Raw genomic sequence first — 16,835 nt, 5'->3', positions numbered from 1 at the left:
ATCAGGTCCGAGGCAACAGTCCTTGTACCGGATTATTTTTCCTCCTGCCCATTATGCGCGCTTTGCTCCAAGCTGCTTCACCTGATTCAGCCACTTGTCCCGCTGCTCGGGAGTGGAAGGCTTAACAGGTGTAATCTCAGTGATGCGCACAGGCTTAATGCCGCAGAACTGCAAGATGTTGCGCTTCATGACGTTATGGCCCGCCCGCCGATAAATCAACCGATTAAATAAGGACGGAGTGTCCATTGTGACGATCAGATGCGCCGTGCGCCCGACCAGCAGCTTATCCCATAACGGGGAGTTTTGGCGGTATTTGAAGGCGAAGCCGGGCAGGAAGACGCGGTCGATAAATCCTTTGAGAAGCGCTGGCATGGCGCCCCACCATGTCGGGTAGACGAAGACGAGATGATGCGCCCAACGGATGAGCTCCTGTGCTTCTGCGAGCTCCGGTTCCAGCTCTGTCCTCTGGCGATAACCGTACTGGAGTATCGGATCAAAGCTGAGCTTGTTCAGATCGAGGTAACGCACTTGAGCTCCATTTCCTTCGGCGCCTGCTATATAAGCTTCAGACAACGCGGAGCAAAAGCTTTTGGGATCGGGATGACCGTTAATGACCAGAATATTCGTTTTCATCGAGATGTTCCTCCTATATGATAGTGGTGTAGGACTATGTCAAGCATATAAGGATTCTGATTGCAACACTATGATCTAATGCGCAATTGGAATTGTTTATTTGCGCAGTTGGAGGTGAAGGATATGAACGAGCCAAGCGTAGCCATCTCGATGGTATTTCCCGTCATGAAGACGATTGTGCATAAAGGATATAATGCGGAGGACTTCTGCCGTTATGCGTCCTTCGACTCTGCTTTATTGCAGGATGTGGAGGCGCGTATTCCAGGCTCGGAGCTAAAGCGGCTTATGATTGAGGCGGCGATCTATACCAATGATGATCATTTTGGTCTGCATCAAGGACTCATTATGGAATTTGCCGATATGGGCTTGCTCGGTTATGTCATGATGCATTCCCCTACAATTGGCGATGCCTTAGACGCATACCAACGGTACAATCTGATTCTGTGCAGCGGGTTTAATCTGGCGTGGGATGTCGTGGATGACGACTTTCTGTTGACGATGAGGCTGCAGGAGGGCAGCGAGGATTCCCGTCATTGTATGGAGGAGATGGCCAGTTCGCTCTTCCGTATGATCGGCAAGCTAAGTAACCGGATTATCCCGCTGTATGAGGTTCAATTTTCGCATGAGGCACCATCCGATATAGAACCGTACTTGCCTGTATTTGGCCGGGTACCATCCTTTGGCTGCGAGAGCAATAGCTTGCGCATGAGCAGGGAAACACTGGATTACCCCGCTATTTATTCCGATCCCAGGCTGTTGTCCGTCTTCGAGACGATCGCTCAGGAAACAAGGGATGGGATGTCGGAGTCTGCAGGGTTGCAGGAACAAATGATGCGTTGGATGAGAAAGACTCTGCCGACCCGCTTTCCCACCCTGCAGCAGGCCGCGGAGCAGTTCGGCATGAGCGTCAGGACGCTTCAGCATAAGTTGAAGTCCGAAAGCACGACCTTTAATGATCTATCTGTGCAAGTTCGCAAGGAGACGGCAATGAGGTATTTGCGCAATCGCAACGCTTCTGTCGGCGATATTGCATATGCCCTGCATTTCTCCGAGCCAAGTGCGTTCCAGAGCGCATTCAAGAAGTGGACGGGAATGACGCCCGGCCAATACCGGGCGAATCCGGAGCAAGCGAATGAGGAAAGCGGAGCCTATACCTCAGCTTCGAGAGCGGCGGGCAGCAATCCGGCCTCCTAGAATAGTCACAGAATCGAATAAGGGGAATAGAGAAGCCTGTTGAGCGATCTCAACAGGCTTCTCTGGGGCATATAGGCTTGCATCAAGCTTTACACGGAAAAAAATCGAATGAGTCCTAGAATCGCAAAGCCAAACAGTACGGTACCGGAGCCGACACCCGTAATGGCGCTTCTGGCGACCTGAAGCTTCGGGGCAAGGAATAGGGAGATAAGGGATATGGCAACTAAGAGAGCCGCAAGCACGTATAAGCTAGGATCATCGAACACCCCTACAAGAGCGATAAAATGAATGCCGACGATAAAGGCGATCCAAGGCGCAACGAAGTCGCTTCGTTTTTTGCGAATCAATAGAAAAGCCCCGAGTCCAGCCAGGAAAAACTCCATATAGACGGTGATCAAATAAGTTGTGAATGATGAACTTTCCTTTAGAGCAGACGCTTCTCCCCAGTTGGTAATGCTCAAATATACGCCAAACAAGCAGACCAGCAGAGCAATACCGGATGCAATACCGAGATAGGGACGCCAGCCGCGGCGTGGACGCTCCTGCGCCCATCCGAACCAGACAAAGCTGAACATGCCGAAGATGGATGCGTACATAGCATAATCCCGTATGTAGTCCATGGAACTCCTCCTATGTCATAACCAGACTTTTGAAACAGGTGCGTTTTTACTATATCATGGATAGAAAAGAATATACGATAGTGGGCCCCAAATATGGTGATGCAGCAGAAACGGAGGACGTGAAGTCATGATCGTGAATAAAAGCAGTAAGCCCAAAAAAATCATGATGATTGCAGCGCTTGGAGGTGCGGCTGCGCTTTTATGGGGAGCGCTGTTCGTATGGGCTGCCGAGCCGCTGGGCAAAACGCCAACGCAGATAACAGAGCCTTCGGTGTTGTATGCGGGATATGATTTGGAGCAAATCGCCGAGGATATGACGCAGTACGTCGGCGATAACTCCAAGGTATCTCGAATTGCCAGCTGGCTGCCGTCCCCGGATTCCCGCTACATGCAGAGATATATAGCGATTGCCAGCTCGGAGCAGCCCTATGGTTTGACGCTGTTTTACGAGCCTCTGGACGCGGCTGGCTACGGAGAGCTGCCGGAGGCAGCGAGGGATTTGGAGTTTGCGGAGCAAAGCCGCAACAATGCAATTGTTTTGTTCGCGATGATCGGCAATGTAGACCGACTCACGTTCGCATACCGCAATACGGGAGCGCCTGATGAGTTGATAACGTCCGATTATGTACCACTGCTTGCATACAATCGCTCGGATTTCTCCTTTGAAGCCGATTTTGCGGATAAGCAAAACCATGTTGAGCGGCTGGGTCAGTATTTGGAGCAATCGCAATCAGAAGCGAACGTTGCTGCCGCCTTGCCAGGGGAAGTGAATCCAGTATCCTATGTGTCCGAATCGCCGGATGGGGAGTATTTCTTCGAAGTGTACGGCCAGGTGGAGCATGTCACGTCGGGAGGCATGATGGCTGCGGAAGGCATCAGACTTCTGAGGGCTGGCAATGGAGAAGTGCTGTGGGAGCTATCCCCGGGCTACTATCAGCAGTCGTTCCTATGGTCGCCGGATAACCGGTATGCCGCGGTATCTTACCAAGCGAGAACCGGAGGTGGTACGGTTATCGTCGATACAGAGGGGGGTGCGGAGCTTGCCGTACCGGATGTGGAGGCGATCCGCGATTTTTGGGACGGACAGACCACGGTAGATGATCAGCGTCCTGATCCTTACTTGGAAGCTCTGGAATGGGTGGATTCGGATCGCTTGCGTCTGCGTATACAGTGGGAAGGCGAAGATGCGAGGTATGAGGGGGAGCTGGTCTACAGCATGTCGAACCAGAAAATTGTGGAACTGAACTTGAGAGAATCAGGGATATAGGCGGAGCTAGAGAAGGCTTTGAAAGGTGATTCCTTTGTCTGAGCTGAAGGCAAGGGAATAGTTGCGCCACACGCCATTAAGGCGGCAATCAATCGAAATGCAGAAATAGCGATGCAGGGATAACCATCCCGCACCGCTATTTTTTTGTTTCGCATATGGTTTTTCAGTGAGCAACCTATCTCCACGTTAATTGGAGCTTTGTTAGCTTTGGAACCTTCGCATGCGTACCCGCATGGTGGCGTGAGAGTAAGGAGGCTAGGAGACTCCTCCTGGATCCTTACTCCTCGTCTACAAAACCTTAAATCTACCATAACATTCCAATGACAAAACTTGTCTAGAGTTAGGCTTAAGACCAACAAGAGAGGATGTATGGTATTGGCTAGCATGCAGGAAGGGAAGCTGGCGCTGCCGGCACAGGCTGTCCGCGCTCATCGCGTGGCCAGAAAATCGTCAGCTCGTGTAAGAAGATGGAAGGAAGTATCGCTCGGCTACTTATTTTTGGCCCCGTCGCTTGTGCTTTTTGCCGTGTTTCTATTTTATCCGCTCGTAAAGTCGCTCTATCTCAGTCTGCATCTGACAGATCCGAGAGGCAGAATCGCGGAGTATGTCGGTTTCGATAATTTTGCCCAGCTGCTCTCCTCCAGCATGTTCTGGAACAGCTTGTCGGTTACGGCGCTCTTTACGCTGCTTACTGTACCCGCTGGCATCGTCATTGGTATTGTGACGGCGGCATTGACACATATCAAGCTGCCGGGAATGAGAGGGTTTCAATTTGTATTCTCGCTGCCGCTTGCGATGTCGGTCAGCACATCGGCAGTTATCTGGATGATTCTGTTCCATCCGTCGCTCGGCATACTGAACTATATCCTTCAGCAAGCCGGATTATCCCCGATCCAATGGCTGACAGACCCTTCGATGGCTCTATTGTCCATCTCCATGATGACGATCTGGATGCAATCCGGTTTTAATTTCATTATGGTGCTCAGCGGGCTTCAGGGCATATCCGAGGATTATATCGACAGCGCCAAGATTGACGGGGCCGGTCCGTTTCGAGCATTTGTCCAAATCGTACTTCCGTTGCTCTCACCCACACTGTTTTTCCTGACCGTTATCTCGATTATCGGTTCGTTCCAGGCATTCGGTCAGATTCACCTGATGACGAAAGGCGGGCCGGCCGGCTCGACGGAAGTATTCGTTTATTCGATTTATAAGGAAGCGTTCGTAAATTATCAATACGGTACGGGCAGTGCCTTCGCGCTTGTGTTATTCGCTATCATTCTCGCTTTGACGATTGTCCAGTTCGCCTTTGTGGAGAAGAAGGTGCATTACCAATGAGAAATCCGGTTGTTTTGTTGCAACGCACGGCCTTATACGCTGCCCTGGCCTTGCTCGCTGTTGCGGTGATCTTCCCGATATTATATACCGTGCTGCAAGCGCTGCTGACACCGGAGCAATCCAGTCAATATCCGCCAGTGCTCTGGCCGGATCAAGTCTACTTCGGTAATTTGGAGAAAGTATTCAGCCTGATCCCGATTGGAACCTTTATCGGCAACAGCTTTATGATCGCCACGACGATTATGATCGGCCAGGTATGCATTGCTTCAATGGCGGCGTATGCTTTCGTTTATGTAGCGTTTCCTGGCAAAAAGTTTTGGTTCACCTTGTTTCTGACCACCATGATGATCCCATGGGAAGTGACGATTATCCCCAATTATTTGACGGTGAAGTCATGGGATTGGATCGATTCGTATCAAGGATTGACCGTTCCGTTTCTGGCTTCCGCGTTCGGCGTGTTTCTGCTCAGACAGTTTTTCTTGCAGCTGCCGCGCGAGCTGTTCGAAGCCGCAAAAATAGATGGAGCCGGCCATGTCCGCCATTATTTGACGATTGTGCTGCCGCTGTCGCGTCCAGCCCTTGCATCGTTGTCTGTATATGTATTTCTCCAATCATGGAACATGTATTTGTGGCCGCTTCTCATTACGAACAGCGACGGTATGCGAACGGTGCAGATCGGGATCAGCATGCTTCAATTTGAAGAGATGGTGTCCTGGAACAACGTCCTTGCAGGTGTAGCTGTCGTCTTGCTTCCGTCTCTCCTATTGCTTGTGCTTGGGTTGAAGCAGTTGGTGAGAGGCATAACGGCAGGGGCGGTAAAAGGTTAGTTTCCGGTATGAGTGACAGGGATATAACCAAGCTGGAAATATGATCGGAATTGGGATTGCCAAAGGTGTTGGCGTCATCCGCTTGCGGGTGTTTCCATAGAAGATCGATGGGCTTATCTATCGTAAGCTTGTCGGTCGATCAATCTACGAAGTGACAGAGAGGGAGAGATTCATGAAGAGATCATTACGAGTAGGATTCGCTATCCTGATGTCCGTTGTGCTGATGGTACTGACGGCATGCGGTGGCAGCAATGCAGGAAGCAATGGGAAGCAGTCGAACCAGTCGGGCAATGAAAAGGGCAATACCCCCCCTGCGACTCAATCATCGCAACCATCGCCAGCCAACCCGATTAAAGTAACATGGTGGCATTCCATGGGTGGGGAACTCGGCGAAGCTGTAAAGCAACTGGTAGTGGATTTCAATCAATCGCAAAGTGGTATCGTAGTTGAAGAAGTATTTCAAGGTACATACGACGAAAGCTTGAACAAAATGAAAGCTTCCATGGACTCTAAGTCCGGGCCGTCGTTGATTCAAGTATACGAGATCGGCTCCAGATTCATGATCGACTCCAAGGCGATCACTCCAATTCAGACGTTCGTGGATGCGGAAGGCTATGATCTGTCCCAACTGGAAGAGAATATTACAAATTACTATACGTTTGACGGCAAGCTTCACTCCATGCCATTCAATACCTCCAACCCGATTCTTTATTACAACAAGGACTTGTTTAAAGCAGCGGGTCTTGACCCGGATAAGGCACCGGCAACCTTCGAAGAGGTGAAGGAAGCGGCAGCCAAGCTGACGAAGGATGGACAAGCAGGCGCTTCGTTTGCCATCTATGGCTGGTTCATGGAGCAGTTCTTCGCGAACCAAGGCGCGGATTATGTGAATAATGGCAACGGACGTACTGCAGCTGCAACAGAATCGCAGTTGAACAACGAGACCGGAGCAGCGACGCTGGCTTGGTGGAAGGACCTTATCGACAGCAAAGCAGCGCTTAATCTGGGTCGTTCTACAGCGGATACCAAAAAGGCATTTCTCGCTGGACAAGTGGCTATGACGCTTGATTCTACAGCATCGCTGCGCGGAATTGTAGACGCAGCTGAGGGCAAATTTGAAGTTGGAACGGGTTATTTGCCGAAGGCTGCCGGTGCGAAGGACGGCGGCGTAATTGTTGGAGGAGCGAGCCTATGGGTTCTGAACAACAAACCTGAAGAAGAGCAGAAGGCGGCATGGGAGTTTATTAAATATTTGGGGCAGCCGGCTACTCAAGCGTACTGGCATGTCAACACGGGCTACTTCCCGATTACGAAAAAAGCGTATGACGAGAAGCTTGTCGCCGACAATTTGGCGAAGTATCCGCAGTTCCAGACAGCGGTGGATCAGCTGCATAACTCCAAGCCAAGCACCGCATCGACAGGCGCAGTTATGGGCGTGTTCCCTGAAGCAAGGCAAATCGTAGAAGGCGCGATCGAAGAGGCGCTGACGGGTGTCAAGGACCCGCAAAAAGCGCTGGATGACGCAGCCAAAGCCATCTCCGACAAAATCGGAACCTACAATAAAACCTTAAAGTAATCTCTGTAACAAGCATCCTCTTCCTCATCGAGGATAAGCTCTCATGTAGTAGACATTGTATAAAAACTAGACTACAAGCTGATTCCTGTTCACAACAGGGGTCAGCTTTTTTGTACAAAGCTTCGCTAATGTTTTCTCTATTGTTTTATAATAAGGTTGATCTTATATTGATAATAGTTCTCAAAAACTATTCAAGAGAGAGGTCAATCACATGTTCAACATGAAGTACCGTTTGCTGCTTTTAAGTCTTCTGCTCATTATCGGAAGTATTTTGTCCGCTTGCGGCTCTGATTCAAAGCTTCCTACATCGCAATCGCCGCACTCGTCATCTGCTGCAGTTGAGAATGAGACGCGCCTATATAAGGATTTTAGCGGTCGTGAGGCAGTCATTCCCGTCCGTCCACAGAGGGTGATTATGATTAGCGACAATCCCGGCGATATGCTTGCGCTTGGCGTCAAGCCGATCGGCAATGATGTTCTCGGCGAACCTTTTGTCTACAAGAGTGAACTCGACGGTATTGAAGATATCGGGTACCCGCATAACCTGGAGAAAATTATTTCGTTGGAGCCGGATCTTATTCTGCAAACGTTCGATAACGATGCTGCAGATATCGAGGTTTACGAGAAGATGAGTAAAATCGCTCCGACCGCCCTGTATAATCGAGGTGCTGGCACTTACGAACGTATTCGAGAAATTGCCGACATTCTCGGTGTCAAGCAATCGGCAGAGGATTGGATTACTCGTTACGAGAGCAAATCTCAGAAGATGTGGGACAGGCTCGATTTAAAAGAAGGGGAGACGGCAACCGTTTATCTTAGACTGGCAGGTCGATATTACGTCATGGGCAGCTACAGTATAACGCTGTTCTTGTATGAACCGCGAGGCTTCCGCCCGACGGCGAAGGTACAGGAGCTCATCGACAAGAATGAATATTTCATGGAAATCTCCGAGGAAGTACTGCCTGATTATGCCGGAGATTACATTTTCCTATTGAGTTTGCCAGGAACCGAAGATGAGAAGGCTGCGAAGGAACTGATGGAAAGTCCGATTTGGAATACGATTCCGGCTGTCAAAGAGGGTCGCGTTACGGTCGCCGACATTAGCTGGAATGCCAGCGACCCCATTACGATGGAACGAATTCTGGATGAGCTGCCTAAATGGCTAGGGAAATAGTACAACCTTCCTGACAAACGATCTCAACGTAATAGTTGAATCGTTTGTCTTTTTTATTTACAATGATGATAATGATTCTCACTTAAGGCGGTTGGTTTATGTCAACAGATTCCCACAATATTCAGGATAAAGCGATGTGCTTTGTCCTTGACGATGTAAGCTTGCTCGTATGCCGCAGAGAAGACCGTCTGCTTTATCGGACCAGTCGGCATCATATTATCGTTTTCTTTGCCAGCTCGGGAAGGTATCGAATATCCAATACTGAACGGCAGATTGATTCTGGATTATGTTTGTTGCTTCCGCCTGGCTGCGAGATTGAATTGATAGGGTCTGCGGAGGAAGTTCAATGTCATCGGATTTCCTTTGATGTGTGGGGCTGGGGGGAGGAAGAACCGCTGGCTGTCGTAGATGAGGGTTGGCCCTATACTAGACCCATTACAGTAACGGATACCACCCTCTTGCTTGATGCGATCCAGCGACTTCAATCGACGCAGACGCAGCAAGGAAGTTCCTGGCGAATGCGCCAAGCAATCGCATTGCAAGAATGGATCTGCCTGCTGCTGGAACAGTATGAGCAGTCGGTTGGACGATCGGTCTTCAGAGAGACAGACAACATTCGCATGACCATCCGTTACCTTGCTGAACACTACACCGAGAATATATCCGTCAATCGACTAGCCAACATGGCTGGAATGGAACGTGCGAAGTATAGTGCTGCGTTTCAATTGTATATGGGAAAAAAGCCTTTGGAATATGTAAATAGTCTGAGAATCGAAAAAGCGATGAAGCTTCTTGACGAGTTCGAGCAGCCGCTCCGAGTCATTGCCAGACAGGTCGGCTTTAGTGACGAATACTATTTCAGCAAACGTTTTACTCAATACGTCGGCCTTCCTCCAAGGATGTATGCCAACATTAGTCGAAGCGCTGCTGAGGAACTTCTGCCAGCTAACGAGACGAATCCTTCTTATGAAGCCCGGCGCATTGTCATTACGGGTTCTATGCTTGGCGAATTATTGGCGCTGGGCATTAAGCCGGTAGGCGCTGAATTGACGATTATAAAGAGCCAGGTCGTCTATCGGGACTTGTTGCAGGAAGTGACGGATGTCGGAACGCTGGGCGAACCGTCGCGAATAGCAGCCTTGTGTCCCGATTTAATCGTGCTGAGCTGCAAGCTGAATCGGTATTATAATCAGCTGCTTTCCATCGCCCCGACCGTCATACTCGACAACAATTTGCAGACTTGGGAGCGGCTGCTTTCGGTTGCCGAACTTGTGGGTAAGCAAGAGGAAGCCGAGGCGTGGATTACCGGCTACGAAAAACGTTGGGGAATGATGTGGGAATCCCTCCATGCCGATAAGAAGTTGCATGAAACGGCAGTTGTCCTGCTTCTCTTTCAAGGACAGCTTTATTTGATGGGCAATTCGGGATTTGCTGTTTCCCTTTATCATGCGAACGGATTTTTGCCTCCCGATTGTGTCATGAAGCTGATGACGCAAGGAGAAGCCTTCCGTAAGGTGTCGGTGGATACGCTGTCCCATCTGGATGGGGATCGGTTGTTCCTGTTGACCGACTTTGGTGAGATCGACAACCAGAACGTAGAGTGGCTGATGAATACGCAAGGCTGGCAAGCGATGGATGCAGTGAAGAGAGGTTGTGTTCATATGGTTGAAAGTTCTTGGAACTACGATGATCCTGTGACACGTGATCGGCTGTTGTCTGTCCTGCCAACGATTTTGCGATTTCATTCGGCAGATCAGGTCACGCTGGCTGGATGTGTTTAGCAGGCCCCCCGCACTGTTTGATGAGCCACGACTACATGACGAAATCCGAAGTCGCCAAGGGCTATTCTTGTAAACTCCAGTTGAGGGGTAAAAGATGGCACTCACCTGCCTGTGTAAAAAACGCCCTCTTCTGCATCGAGCGGAAGAGGGCGTTTTGCGTAGACAACAACTGTATTCCTTGTGATCGTGTGTGAGTAGAGGTTATAATTTTGATAGATTACGGCAGGATATGTCCAGCCGCTGTATAGATGCCGTACCATTCCTCGCGCGTCAACTTGATGTCGGAGCCTTGGCATCCGTCTTTCAGGCGTTCGACGTTAGTGGTGCCCAGCACGACTTGAATGTTGGCCGGATGTCTAGTGATCCAAGCAACGGCAATCGCCGTACTGGATACGTCGTATTTGGCTGCGAGGCTGTCGATCAGCGTGTTCAGCTCTGGATAGTTTTCCAGATCGCCCAGGAACGGACCATCGAAGAACCGTTTTTGGAATGGCGACCATGCTTGGATGGTAATGTCGTTCAGACGACAATAATCCAGCACGCCGCTGTCGCGATTAATCGATTGATCGATATTCATATTCAAGGCAATGCCGGAATCGATCATCGGCGTATGCGTTGCGCTAAGCTGCATTTGGTTCACAATGAGCTTGTGGGACAAATGCTTCTGCAGCAGCTCAATCTGCATGGGCGTATGATTCGATACGCCGAAGTAGCGAACTTTGCCGCTGGCGTGAAGCTCGTTGAATGCTTCCGCTACTTCTTCAGGCTCGACGAGCGTATCAGGGCGATGCAGCAGCAAGACGTCCAGATATTCGGTATTTAGTCTTTTGAGAATACCGTCGGTCGAAGCGATAATATGCTCCTTGGAGAAGTCGAAGAAGCCTTTTCGTATTCCGCATTTGCTCTGCAGGATCATACTCTCGCGCAAGGTTGCATTCATGCCGATGGCTTGGGAAAAGTGTTCCTCGCAGGATCCCGCGCCATAGATGTCGGCATGGTCGAAGAAGTTGACATCTTGCTCGATAGCCGTGCGTATGAGCTTCTCCGCTTCCGTCAGAGATAGCTGCTTTAGGCGCATATTGCCCATAACAATGTTGGATGCATGTAGATCCGTCCCGGCGATGTCTATATATTTCATGTCTTGATTCCTCCCGAATTTGAGTATAATTAGGATACATATCTACGATAAACGCTAGAGTGGACTCTATGTCAACAGTCTGCTAATAGGATGTCTCAAATTTAGGGAAAGAAACCGCATATGTTGCAATTAAGTATTAAAACGATGACCAATGAAACGGGGAGGACGGATATGAACTATACCATCTCGCAAGCCGCACAAAAAACGAATTTGTCCATCCATACGATACGTTATTACGACAAAGAAGGTTTGCTTCCATTTGTGTATCGTGAGAACGGTACGAGAGTATTCCACGAACAGGATATCGACTGGCTCGACCTGCTTTGCTGCCTGAAAAATACGGGTATGCCCATTAAGGATATCCGCACCCTTATTCAGCATTGTATGGATAATGATGCGGTGCTGGAGAAGGGAGTGGCCATCCTGGTTCGTCATCGGCATAACGTAGAGGCTCAGCTAAAGGAGATGCAGCGCAGCCTGGATACCATTGATTATAAAATCAAGCATCTGCCCCAGATGTTTCGGGAGAAGTTCTCTAGTGAAGCATCGGAATCGCACAATGAATAGCGTTAAGATCCGAACTTTTGCTTATAATGCGCCAGTGCAACTAACGGCCATATGTACCGGTAGCTATGGTAATGGATGTAGAAGTAACCCGGCAGGCCGGAGCCAGTAGGATAGTCCGTTGTCCAGTTGCTTTCCGGCAAAAAGGCGATGAGCCGCTCGATGCCGCGATGGATCGCGGGAGTCGCCTCCGGCGATATGGCGATCAGCGCATCCAGCGCCCAAGCGGTCTGGGATGGCGTGCTGGCGCCGATAGAAACATAATGCGACTTGGAGTCGCTGCGGCACGATTCACCCCAGCCGCCATCGGATTGTTGCATGCGCAGGAGCCATTCGGCTCCATTTTTTATGGAATGGTGACTCGCGGGCAGCCCGGCTGCGACCAGCCCGGTAAGCGCAGCCCATGTGCCGTACAGATAACATACTCCCCATCGTCCGTACCAGGACCCGTTTTTCTGCTGATTGCGGATCAGCCACTCTATGCCTCGTTTCATATATTTTTCATTTGTTTGCTGAGGTGCAAAATGCCCCAAATACTCCAGCGTGCGTCCGGTCAAATCGGCCTCGGAGGGATCGATCGCTGCTGACTTGGCCCCTTCAATGGCAAGCCACGTCAGCATCTGATTGTTGGTCTCCTTCTCGAAAGCCGGCCAGCCTCCATCTCTGTTCTGCATAGAAGTGACCCATTGCAAGCCACGATTCCAAGCTTCAGCGTACACGGGATCGTCAGAGGCCAGCTGACGGATGGCCCGAAGTGAGGCCGTCGTGTCGTCTACATCGGGATTCATCGTGTTGGTCTCCGAGAAGCCCCAGCCGCCGGGAGGCGTATTGGGATTATGCTTGCTCCAATCTCCCCTGCGCGTATGCTGCTTGGACAGTAGATAGGCGCCCGCCTTCCGAATGACAGCTTCATGAGAAGATACGCCGGCTTCCTGCAGCGCATAGGTCAGCAATGCGGTGTCCCATATTTCAGATGGGGAATTTTGAATTGTCGTGTAGCCTCCGGTATTAAAGCGCATATCGGACAACCCTTGACATGCCCTTCGTACAACCGGATGCTCCTTGCCGTATCCTAGAGCCAGCAGGGCGAAGATCATAAAGACGGTGCTGGTCGCGTAGCTATACAGCGTGCCGTCATCCTCTATTCGCTCCAGCATGAAGGCCTCCGCCTTGTCGGTAGCGGCATCGCGCAAGGAGCGAGGCGATCCGATTAATCGGTCTATGCCTATCCCAATTTGTGTCCGCATCGCGATATGGGAGGGCAAGCAGGCATCATCAAGCGCATCCCGATGGGCATAGAGCGGCGACAGGTCAGGCGTGCGAGCGGTGCGAAGCGAGAACTTGCGTGAGCCCATAACGAGCATGGGCACGAGATGGACCCGAGCGTAGCCCGAGAAGGAGAAGAGACTGAGCGGAAGCTCGCTTGGCACAAGGAGCACTTCCATCGGAATAGAAGAAATAGAGAGCGGCCAATCGCGCTGGCCTGTCGCTGCGAGTATCGTCTTCGTGAGCGTGCTTTTGACCATGCCTATGCCGCCGCGAGATAGAATATAGGCTTTCGCCCGCTGCATATGCTCGTCATCCGCATGGCTGTAACCGGAAAGAAGCATTGCATAATAAGCTTCTACCGAAGCGGAAAGACTGCCTTCCTCTTCGTCGCGGTATAAGCGCCAGCCGCCGTCGGATTGCTGACATGCGGCAATCCGGTCATGGAGCGCTCGCATGAATGGCTCATCCTCATGCTCAAGCAGCCGAAAGAGAATAAGTACGTATGCATCGATGATGATGCCGTTCTCAAAGCAGAACCGCCAAGAGCCATCCTCCTTCTGCTCTTCGATCAACCAATCAACAAGCTGGCCGATGCTATGATCGACCCTATGGCGAAGATTGCTCAATGTCCGTACCTCCTGCTGTTTTTATCATTCTATGAGCGGCGGAAGGCGGAAATGTAGCAATCGAATGCTCTATCTGACTCCATTCGGATCAAGCCGTAAGATTCAGCGGATCTCAGCCAGCCCGGGCAGCGGAGCGAAGTCGTAATGGCAGTGCGGCATAGTTGCATTGACGCTCTGTGACTATTGGTATAACGTGGAATGTATAGCATTTATGATCACTTATACCTTGACGGGGAGAGCACTTGAGGATGATAGGGAAGAGCATAAAAGTAAAGAAACGCTGGGTATGGACGGTGATTGCTCTCACTATTGTTGCGGCGATCCTGTTCCATCCCACTTGGACGCCTTCATTAAAAGGCGTTAACAGTATTTCCGTATTGGAGAGTCTGACCGTTAATGAGGCTGAGCACACGGTGATGATCCGAGGAGAGAATCGGGACAATCCGATTCTGTTGTTCGTGCATGGAGGGCCTGGCAGCTCGGAGATTCCTTATGTTCGAAAGTATCAAGACTTATTGGAGAAGCATTTCACTATTGTCCATTACGACCAGCGTGGAAGCGGTAAGTCTTATCGGTTTTTTGAGGATTACTCGGAACTGACGAGTGATCTCCTGGTGAGCGACTTGCTGGAATTGACGGAGCAAGTAAAGGCACGGCTTGGGCAAGAGAGAGTTATACTGGCGGGCCATTCCTTCGGTACTTACATTGGGATGAAGGCGGCTGCGCAATCGCCAGAGTCCTTCTCTGCCTACATTGGGATCGGTCAGGTCGGAGACAACCATGCCAGCGAACAGGACAGCTTCGCCTATGTGCTTGAAAGGGCGAAGGCTGCTAATGCTGGAGCAGATATTAGTAAGCTGGAGCAATTGCGGCCATTTGTTGAGAGCGGAGAGCAAATGACGCCGCGCAGTCTGATCCGAAAGTACGGAGGAGCGGCCAGACTGATTGACGACAATGGGGACTATTATGAAGGGTTCCTGCTGAACCCGGAATATAACGGGCTTGATATGCTTCGTTATGTGAGAGGAATTGCCCGAACACAGAACGGCTTGCTGGCGGAGGAGTCGGCACATCCTCTGCCAGAACTGGTGCAGGAGCTTGCCATCCCTTGTTACTTTGTCATGGGCGAACATGATTATATGACTTCAGTAGATTCGGCTCAGGCTTACTTCGAGCTGCTTGCTGCCCCCAAGAAAGAATTCATTCTATACGAGAATTCCGCCCATTACCCTCAATTTGAGGAAGAAGAACGGTTTGCCAAGTGGATGACGGATACTTTTATAGAGTCGGATCGTATAGAAAGCTTATAAGTGCTGATAAAGACCAGCAGGGGTGAATGGCACCCTGCTGGTCTTTGTTTGGTTTGCCCGTAAGGGCTTTCATTGAATGGCTTGAAGGGTGGAGTTAAGTCTCTTGAGCTAAGGAATGACCTTCCAGACATCCGTAGCTGTGTTTGGCGTCTGGCCTAACGTCCACCATCTAGCTTCGTAGTTAATGCCATTATGCGTAACTTTGTCGCCGCCCCAGTAGACGGTTGTTGCGCTCCATGCCGGATAAGTGGTTGGAGCGGTTGGTGTCGTCACGGTTACAGCATTGCTGGCAGCTGATACGTTGCCGGCCGCATCAATGGCTTTAATGGTAAAGGTATAGGACGTATTGGCGCTCAGACCTGTTACCGTGTAGGCCAAGGTAGATCCGGGTACCGTCGTCACCAGCGTCGAGCCGCGGAATACTTGATAGCCCGTTACGCCTACATTATCCGATGAAGCGCTCCACATGAGAGGAACTGTAGTGGAGGTGGAGCTGCCCATGACATGAAGACCGGACGGTGCTGTTGGCGCCTGCGTATCAGGACCTGTATTCGTGTTGGTCGTTACGGTAATCGCATTGCTGGCGCCCGATTCATTGCCCGCCGCATCAAAGGCTTTGACGGTGAAGGTATAGGCGGTATTCGCCGACAAGCCGGTTGCATTGTAGCTAAGGGTCGAACCCGATACGGTGTCGACAAGCGTGGAACCGCGATAGATGCGGTAGCCGGTTACACCTACATTATCGGTGGATGCGCTCCAGGAGAGGGACACGCTTGTTGCAGTTTTTGACGGTGAAGCCAGACTTCCAGGAGCGGTTGGAGCTTGCGTGTCTCCTGGCGTATTGCCGAAGTTAGCGTCGATGACATTGTAGAAGGCATTGCCCGTATCGGCGATTTCCCATACGGCGAGAATAACATGGTAGCCTGTGCGAGCTGGTACGTTGCACGTATTGGAATAGGAGTAAGGCGGTTGTCCGCTGTACGGTACAGAGCAGAACGGAGTCAGATCGAACTGAGCACGGGACAATGCGGCATTCGGGTTCCAGTTTGTCTTCGTAATATAATATTTCCAGCTGCTAGTGGAGTGGGCGGCAGTCAGTGTCCAGTGGAAGGTGACAGAGCCGGAGCTCATATTCACTTTCGACCAGCGCGTGGAAGACTGCTCATCAAGCTTAGGGAATGCTCCGCCTGCACTTGCTATTTTGCCATCCGCAGGCCCTGCTGCCGGGAAGCCTTTGGGCGCTTCCAAGCTTTGCGGCTCGTACACAATTGCTCCGCAATCCGAGTTTTGCCCGGTTTTGCAAAGATATCCACGGCTTGCGGGACCATCGATATACCCGTGAGCGGATACTTGCTGTGAGAACAGCAGAAAGCTTAATACGGCTGCCAGCATGATGCCGCCAGCCAAAATCAGGCCTTTCATGGTGAAGCTGGACAATCTTAAGGTTTTGACCAATAGAACTACCTCCTTTAGATGGGTGGGCTTCTTTCTTTTTGTTAGGGCCTCCTTTCGTCTGAATCA

At 50.7% G+C, this 16,835-nt stretch carries 14 protein-coding genes; 9 read left to right on the top strand and 5 right to left on the bottom strand.

Annotated features, from left to right (window positions below; all coding sequences use genetic code 11):
* Window positions 1-51: 51 nt before the first annotated feature.
* Window positions 52-633 carry an NAD(P)H-dependent oxidoreductase gene (locus tag DX130_RS11455; RefSeq protein ID WP_116045276.1) on the bottom strand — a complete coding sequence of 194 codons (582 nt, stop codon included), beginning with the start codon at window positions 631-633 and terminating at the stop codon, window positions 52-54.
* Window positions 634-756: 123 nt separating this feature from the next.
* Here DX130_RS11455 and DX130_RS11450 point away from each other — a divergent pair, with 123 nt between their 5' ends.
* A complete protein-coding gene (locus DX130_RS11450) occupies window positions 757-1,827 on the top strand; it encodes an AraC family transcriptional regulator (RefSeq protein ID WP_116045274.1) in 1,071 nt (356 codons plus the stop codon).
* An 89-nt stretch (window positions 1,828-1,916) separates the two neighbouring features.
* Here the strand turns inward: DX130_RS11450 and DX130_RS11445 are convergent, their stop codons facing one another.
* Window positions 1,917-2,447, bottom strand: a complete 531-nt coding sequence (locus tag DX130_RS11445) for a hypothetical protein (RefSeq protein ID WP_116045272.1) — start codon at window positions 2,445-2,447, stop codon at window positions 1,917-1,919.
* Between the two features lie 127 nt (window positions 2,448-2,574).
* Here DX130_RS11445 and DX130_RS11440 point away from each other — a divergent pair, with 127 nt between their 5' ends.
* From DX130_RS11440 to DX130_RS11415, 6 genes are all read left to right on the top strand, one after another.
* Entirely contained in the window at window positions 2,575-3,714 is a 1,140-nt protein-coding gene (locus DX130_RS11440) for a DUF4825 domain-containing protein (RefSeq protein WP_116045270.1), read from the top strand.
* Window positions 3,715-4,098: 384 nt separating this feature from the next.
* On the top strand, window positions 4,099-5,049 hold the full coding sequence (locus DX130_RS11435; protein WP_116045917.1) for a carbohydrate ABC transporter permease: 951 nt from the start codon (window positions 4,099-4,101) through the stop codon (window positions 5,047-5,049).
* Window positions 5,046-5,876 carry a carbohydrate ABC transporter permease gene (locus tag DX130_RS11430; RefSeq protein ID WP_116045268.1) on the top strand — a complete coding sequence of 277 codons (831 nt, stop codon included), beginning with the start codon at window positions 5,046-5,048 and terminating at the stop codon, window positions 5,874-5,876. Before DX130_RS11435 ends, DX130_RS11430 begins: the two co-directional genes overlap by 4 nt.
* Window positions 5,877-6,048: 172 nt before the next feature.
* The gene (locus DX130_RS11425; RefSeq protein WP_116045266.1) at window positions 6,049-7,452 is read left to right on the top strand and encodes an ABC transporter substrate-binding protein; all 1,404 of its coding nucleotides are present in this window, start codon (window positions 6,049-6,051) and stop codon (window positions 7,450-7,452) included.
* Between the two features lie 211 nt (window positions 7,453-7,663).
* A complete protein-coding gene (locus DX130_RS11420; RefSeq protein ID WP_116045265.1) occupies window positions 7,664-8,626 on the top strand; it encodes an ABC transporter substrate-binding protein in 963 nt (320 codons plus the stop codon).
* Between the two features lie 98 nt (window positions 8,627-8,724).
* Window positions 8,725-10,407: an AraC family transcriptional regulator gene (locus DX130_RS11415; protein WP_116045263.1), complete on the top strand. Its 1,683-nt coding sequence runs from the start codon at window positions 8,725-8,727 to the stop codon at window positions 10,405-10,407.
* Window positions 10,408-10,624: 217 nt separating this feature from the next.
* Here the strand turns inward: DX130_RS11415 and DX130_RS11410 are convergent, their stop codons facing one another.
* Window positions 10,625-11,545, bottom strand: coding sequence for an aldo/keto reductase (locus tag DX130_RS11410; protein ID WP_116045262.1), 921 nt, complete (start codon window positions 11,543-11,545; stop codon window positions 10,625-10,627).
* A 171-nt stretch (window positions 11,546-11,716) separates the two neighbouring features.
* Here DX130_RS11410 and DX130_RS11405 point away from each other — a divergent pair, with 171 nt between their 5' ends.
* Window positions 11,717-12,112: a MerR family transcriptional regulator gene (locus DX130_RS11405; RefSeq protein ID WP_116045260.1), complete on the top strand. Its 396-nt coding sequence runs from the start codon at window positions 11,717-11,719 to the stop codon at window positions 12,110-12,112.
* A gap of 2 nt (window positions 12,113-12,114) precedes the next feature.
* Here DX130_RS11405 and shc read toward each other — a convergent pair whose 3' ends face one another.
* Complete coding sequence (gene shc / locus DX130_RS11400; protein ID WP_116045258.1) at window positions 12,115-14,004, bottom strand: squalene--hopene cyclase; 1,890 nt, start codon at window positions 14,002-14,004, stop codon at window positions 12,115-12,117.
* A gap of 248 nt (window positions 14,005-14,252) precedes the next feature.
* Between shc and DX130_RS11395 the strand changes: the two genes are divergently transcribed.
* Window positions 14,253-15,314 carry an alpha/beta fold hydrolase gene (locus DX130_RS11395; protein ID WP_116045257.1) on the top strand — a complete coding sequence of 354 codons (1,062 nt, stop codon included), beginning with the start codon at window positions 14,253-14,255 and terminating at the stop codon, window positions 15,312-15,314.
* Window positions 15,315-15,422: 108 nt separating this feature from the next.
* On the opposite strand, the gene DX130_RS11390 is transcribed toward DX130_RS11395, so the two are convergent.
* Window positions 15,423-16,736 (bottom strand): lytic polysaccharide monooxygenase, encoded by a 1,314-nt coding sequence (locus DX130_RS11390; RefSeq protein ID WP_116045915.1) that lies wholly within the window; start codon window positions 16,734-16,736, stop codon window positions 15,423-15,425.
* Between the last annotated feature and the right edge of the window lie 99 nt (window positions 16,737-16,835).

It is taken from the genome of Paenibacillus paeoniae, assembly GCF_003388735.1.
Classification (GTDB): Bacteria; Bacillota; Bacilli; order Paenibacillales; family Paenibacillaceae; genus Pristimantibacillus; species Pristimantibacillus paeoniae.
Note: the sequence above shows the minus strand (reverse complement) of the source record. Positions and strands in the feature narration are given on the sequence as shown.

Bases quoted from the DNA above. Each gene is read 5' to 3' on its own strand.
- DX130_RS11455 (WP_116045276.1), bottom strand. From the start codon at position 633: ATGAAAACGAATATTCTGGTCATTAACGGTCATCCCGATCCCAAAAGC.
- DX130_RS11450 (WP_116045274.1), top strand. From the start codon at position 757: ATGAACGAGCCAAGCGTAGCCATCTCGATGGTATTTCCCGTCATGAAG.
- DX130_RS11445 (WP_116045272.1), bottom strand. From the start codon at position 2,447: ATGGACTACATACGGGATTATGCTATGTACGCATCCATCTTCGGCATG.
- DX130_RS11440 (WP_116045270.1), top strand. From the start codon at position 2,575: ATGATCGTGAATAAAAGCAGTAAGCCCAAAAAAATCATGATGATTGCA.
- DX130_RS11435 (WP_116045917.1), top strand. From the start codon at position 4,099: ATGCAGGAAGGGAAGCTGGCGCTGCCGGCACAGGCTGTCCGCGCTCAT.
- DX130_RS11430 (WP_116045268.1), top strand. From the start codon at position 5,046: ATGAGAAATCCGGTTGTTTTGTTGCAACGCACGGCCTTATACGCTGCC.
- DX130_RS11425 (WP_116045266.1), top strand. From the start codon at position 6,049: ATGAAGAGATCATTACGAGTAGGATTCGCTATCCTGATGTCCGTTGTG.
- DX130_RS11420 (WP_116045265.1), top strand. From the start codon at position 7,664: ATGTTCAACATGAAGTACCGTTTGCTGCTTTTAAGTCTTCTGCTCATT.
- DX130_RS11415 (WP_116045263.1), top strand. From the start codon at position 8,725: ATGTCAACAGATTCCCACAATATTCAGGATAAAGCGATGTGCTTTGTC.
- DX130_RS11410 (WP_116045262.1), bottom strand. From the start codon at position 11,545: ATGAAATATATAGACATCGCCGGGACGGATCTACATGCATCCAACATT.
- DX130_RS11405 (WP_116045260.1), top strand. From the start codon at position 11,717: ATGAACTATACCATCTCGCAAGCCGCACAAAAAACGAATTTGTCCATC.
- DX130_RS11395 (WP_116045257.1), top strand. From the start codon at position 14,253: ATGATAGGGAAGAGCATAAAAGTAAAGAAACGCTGGGTATGGACGGTG.
- DX130_RS11390 (WP_116045915.1), bottom strand. From the start codon at position 16,736: ATGAAAGGCCTGATTTTGGCTGGCGGCATCATGCTGGCAGCCGTATTA.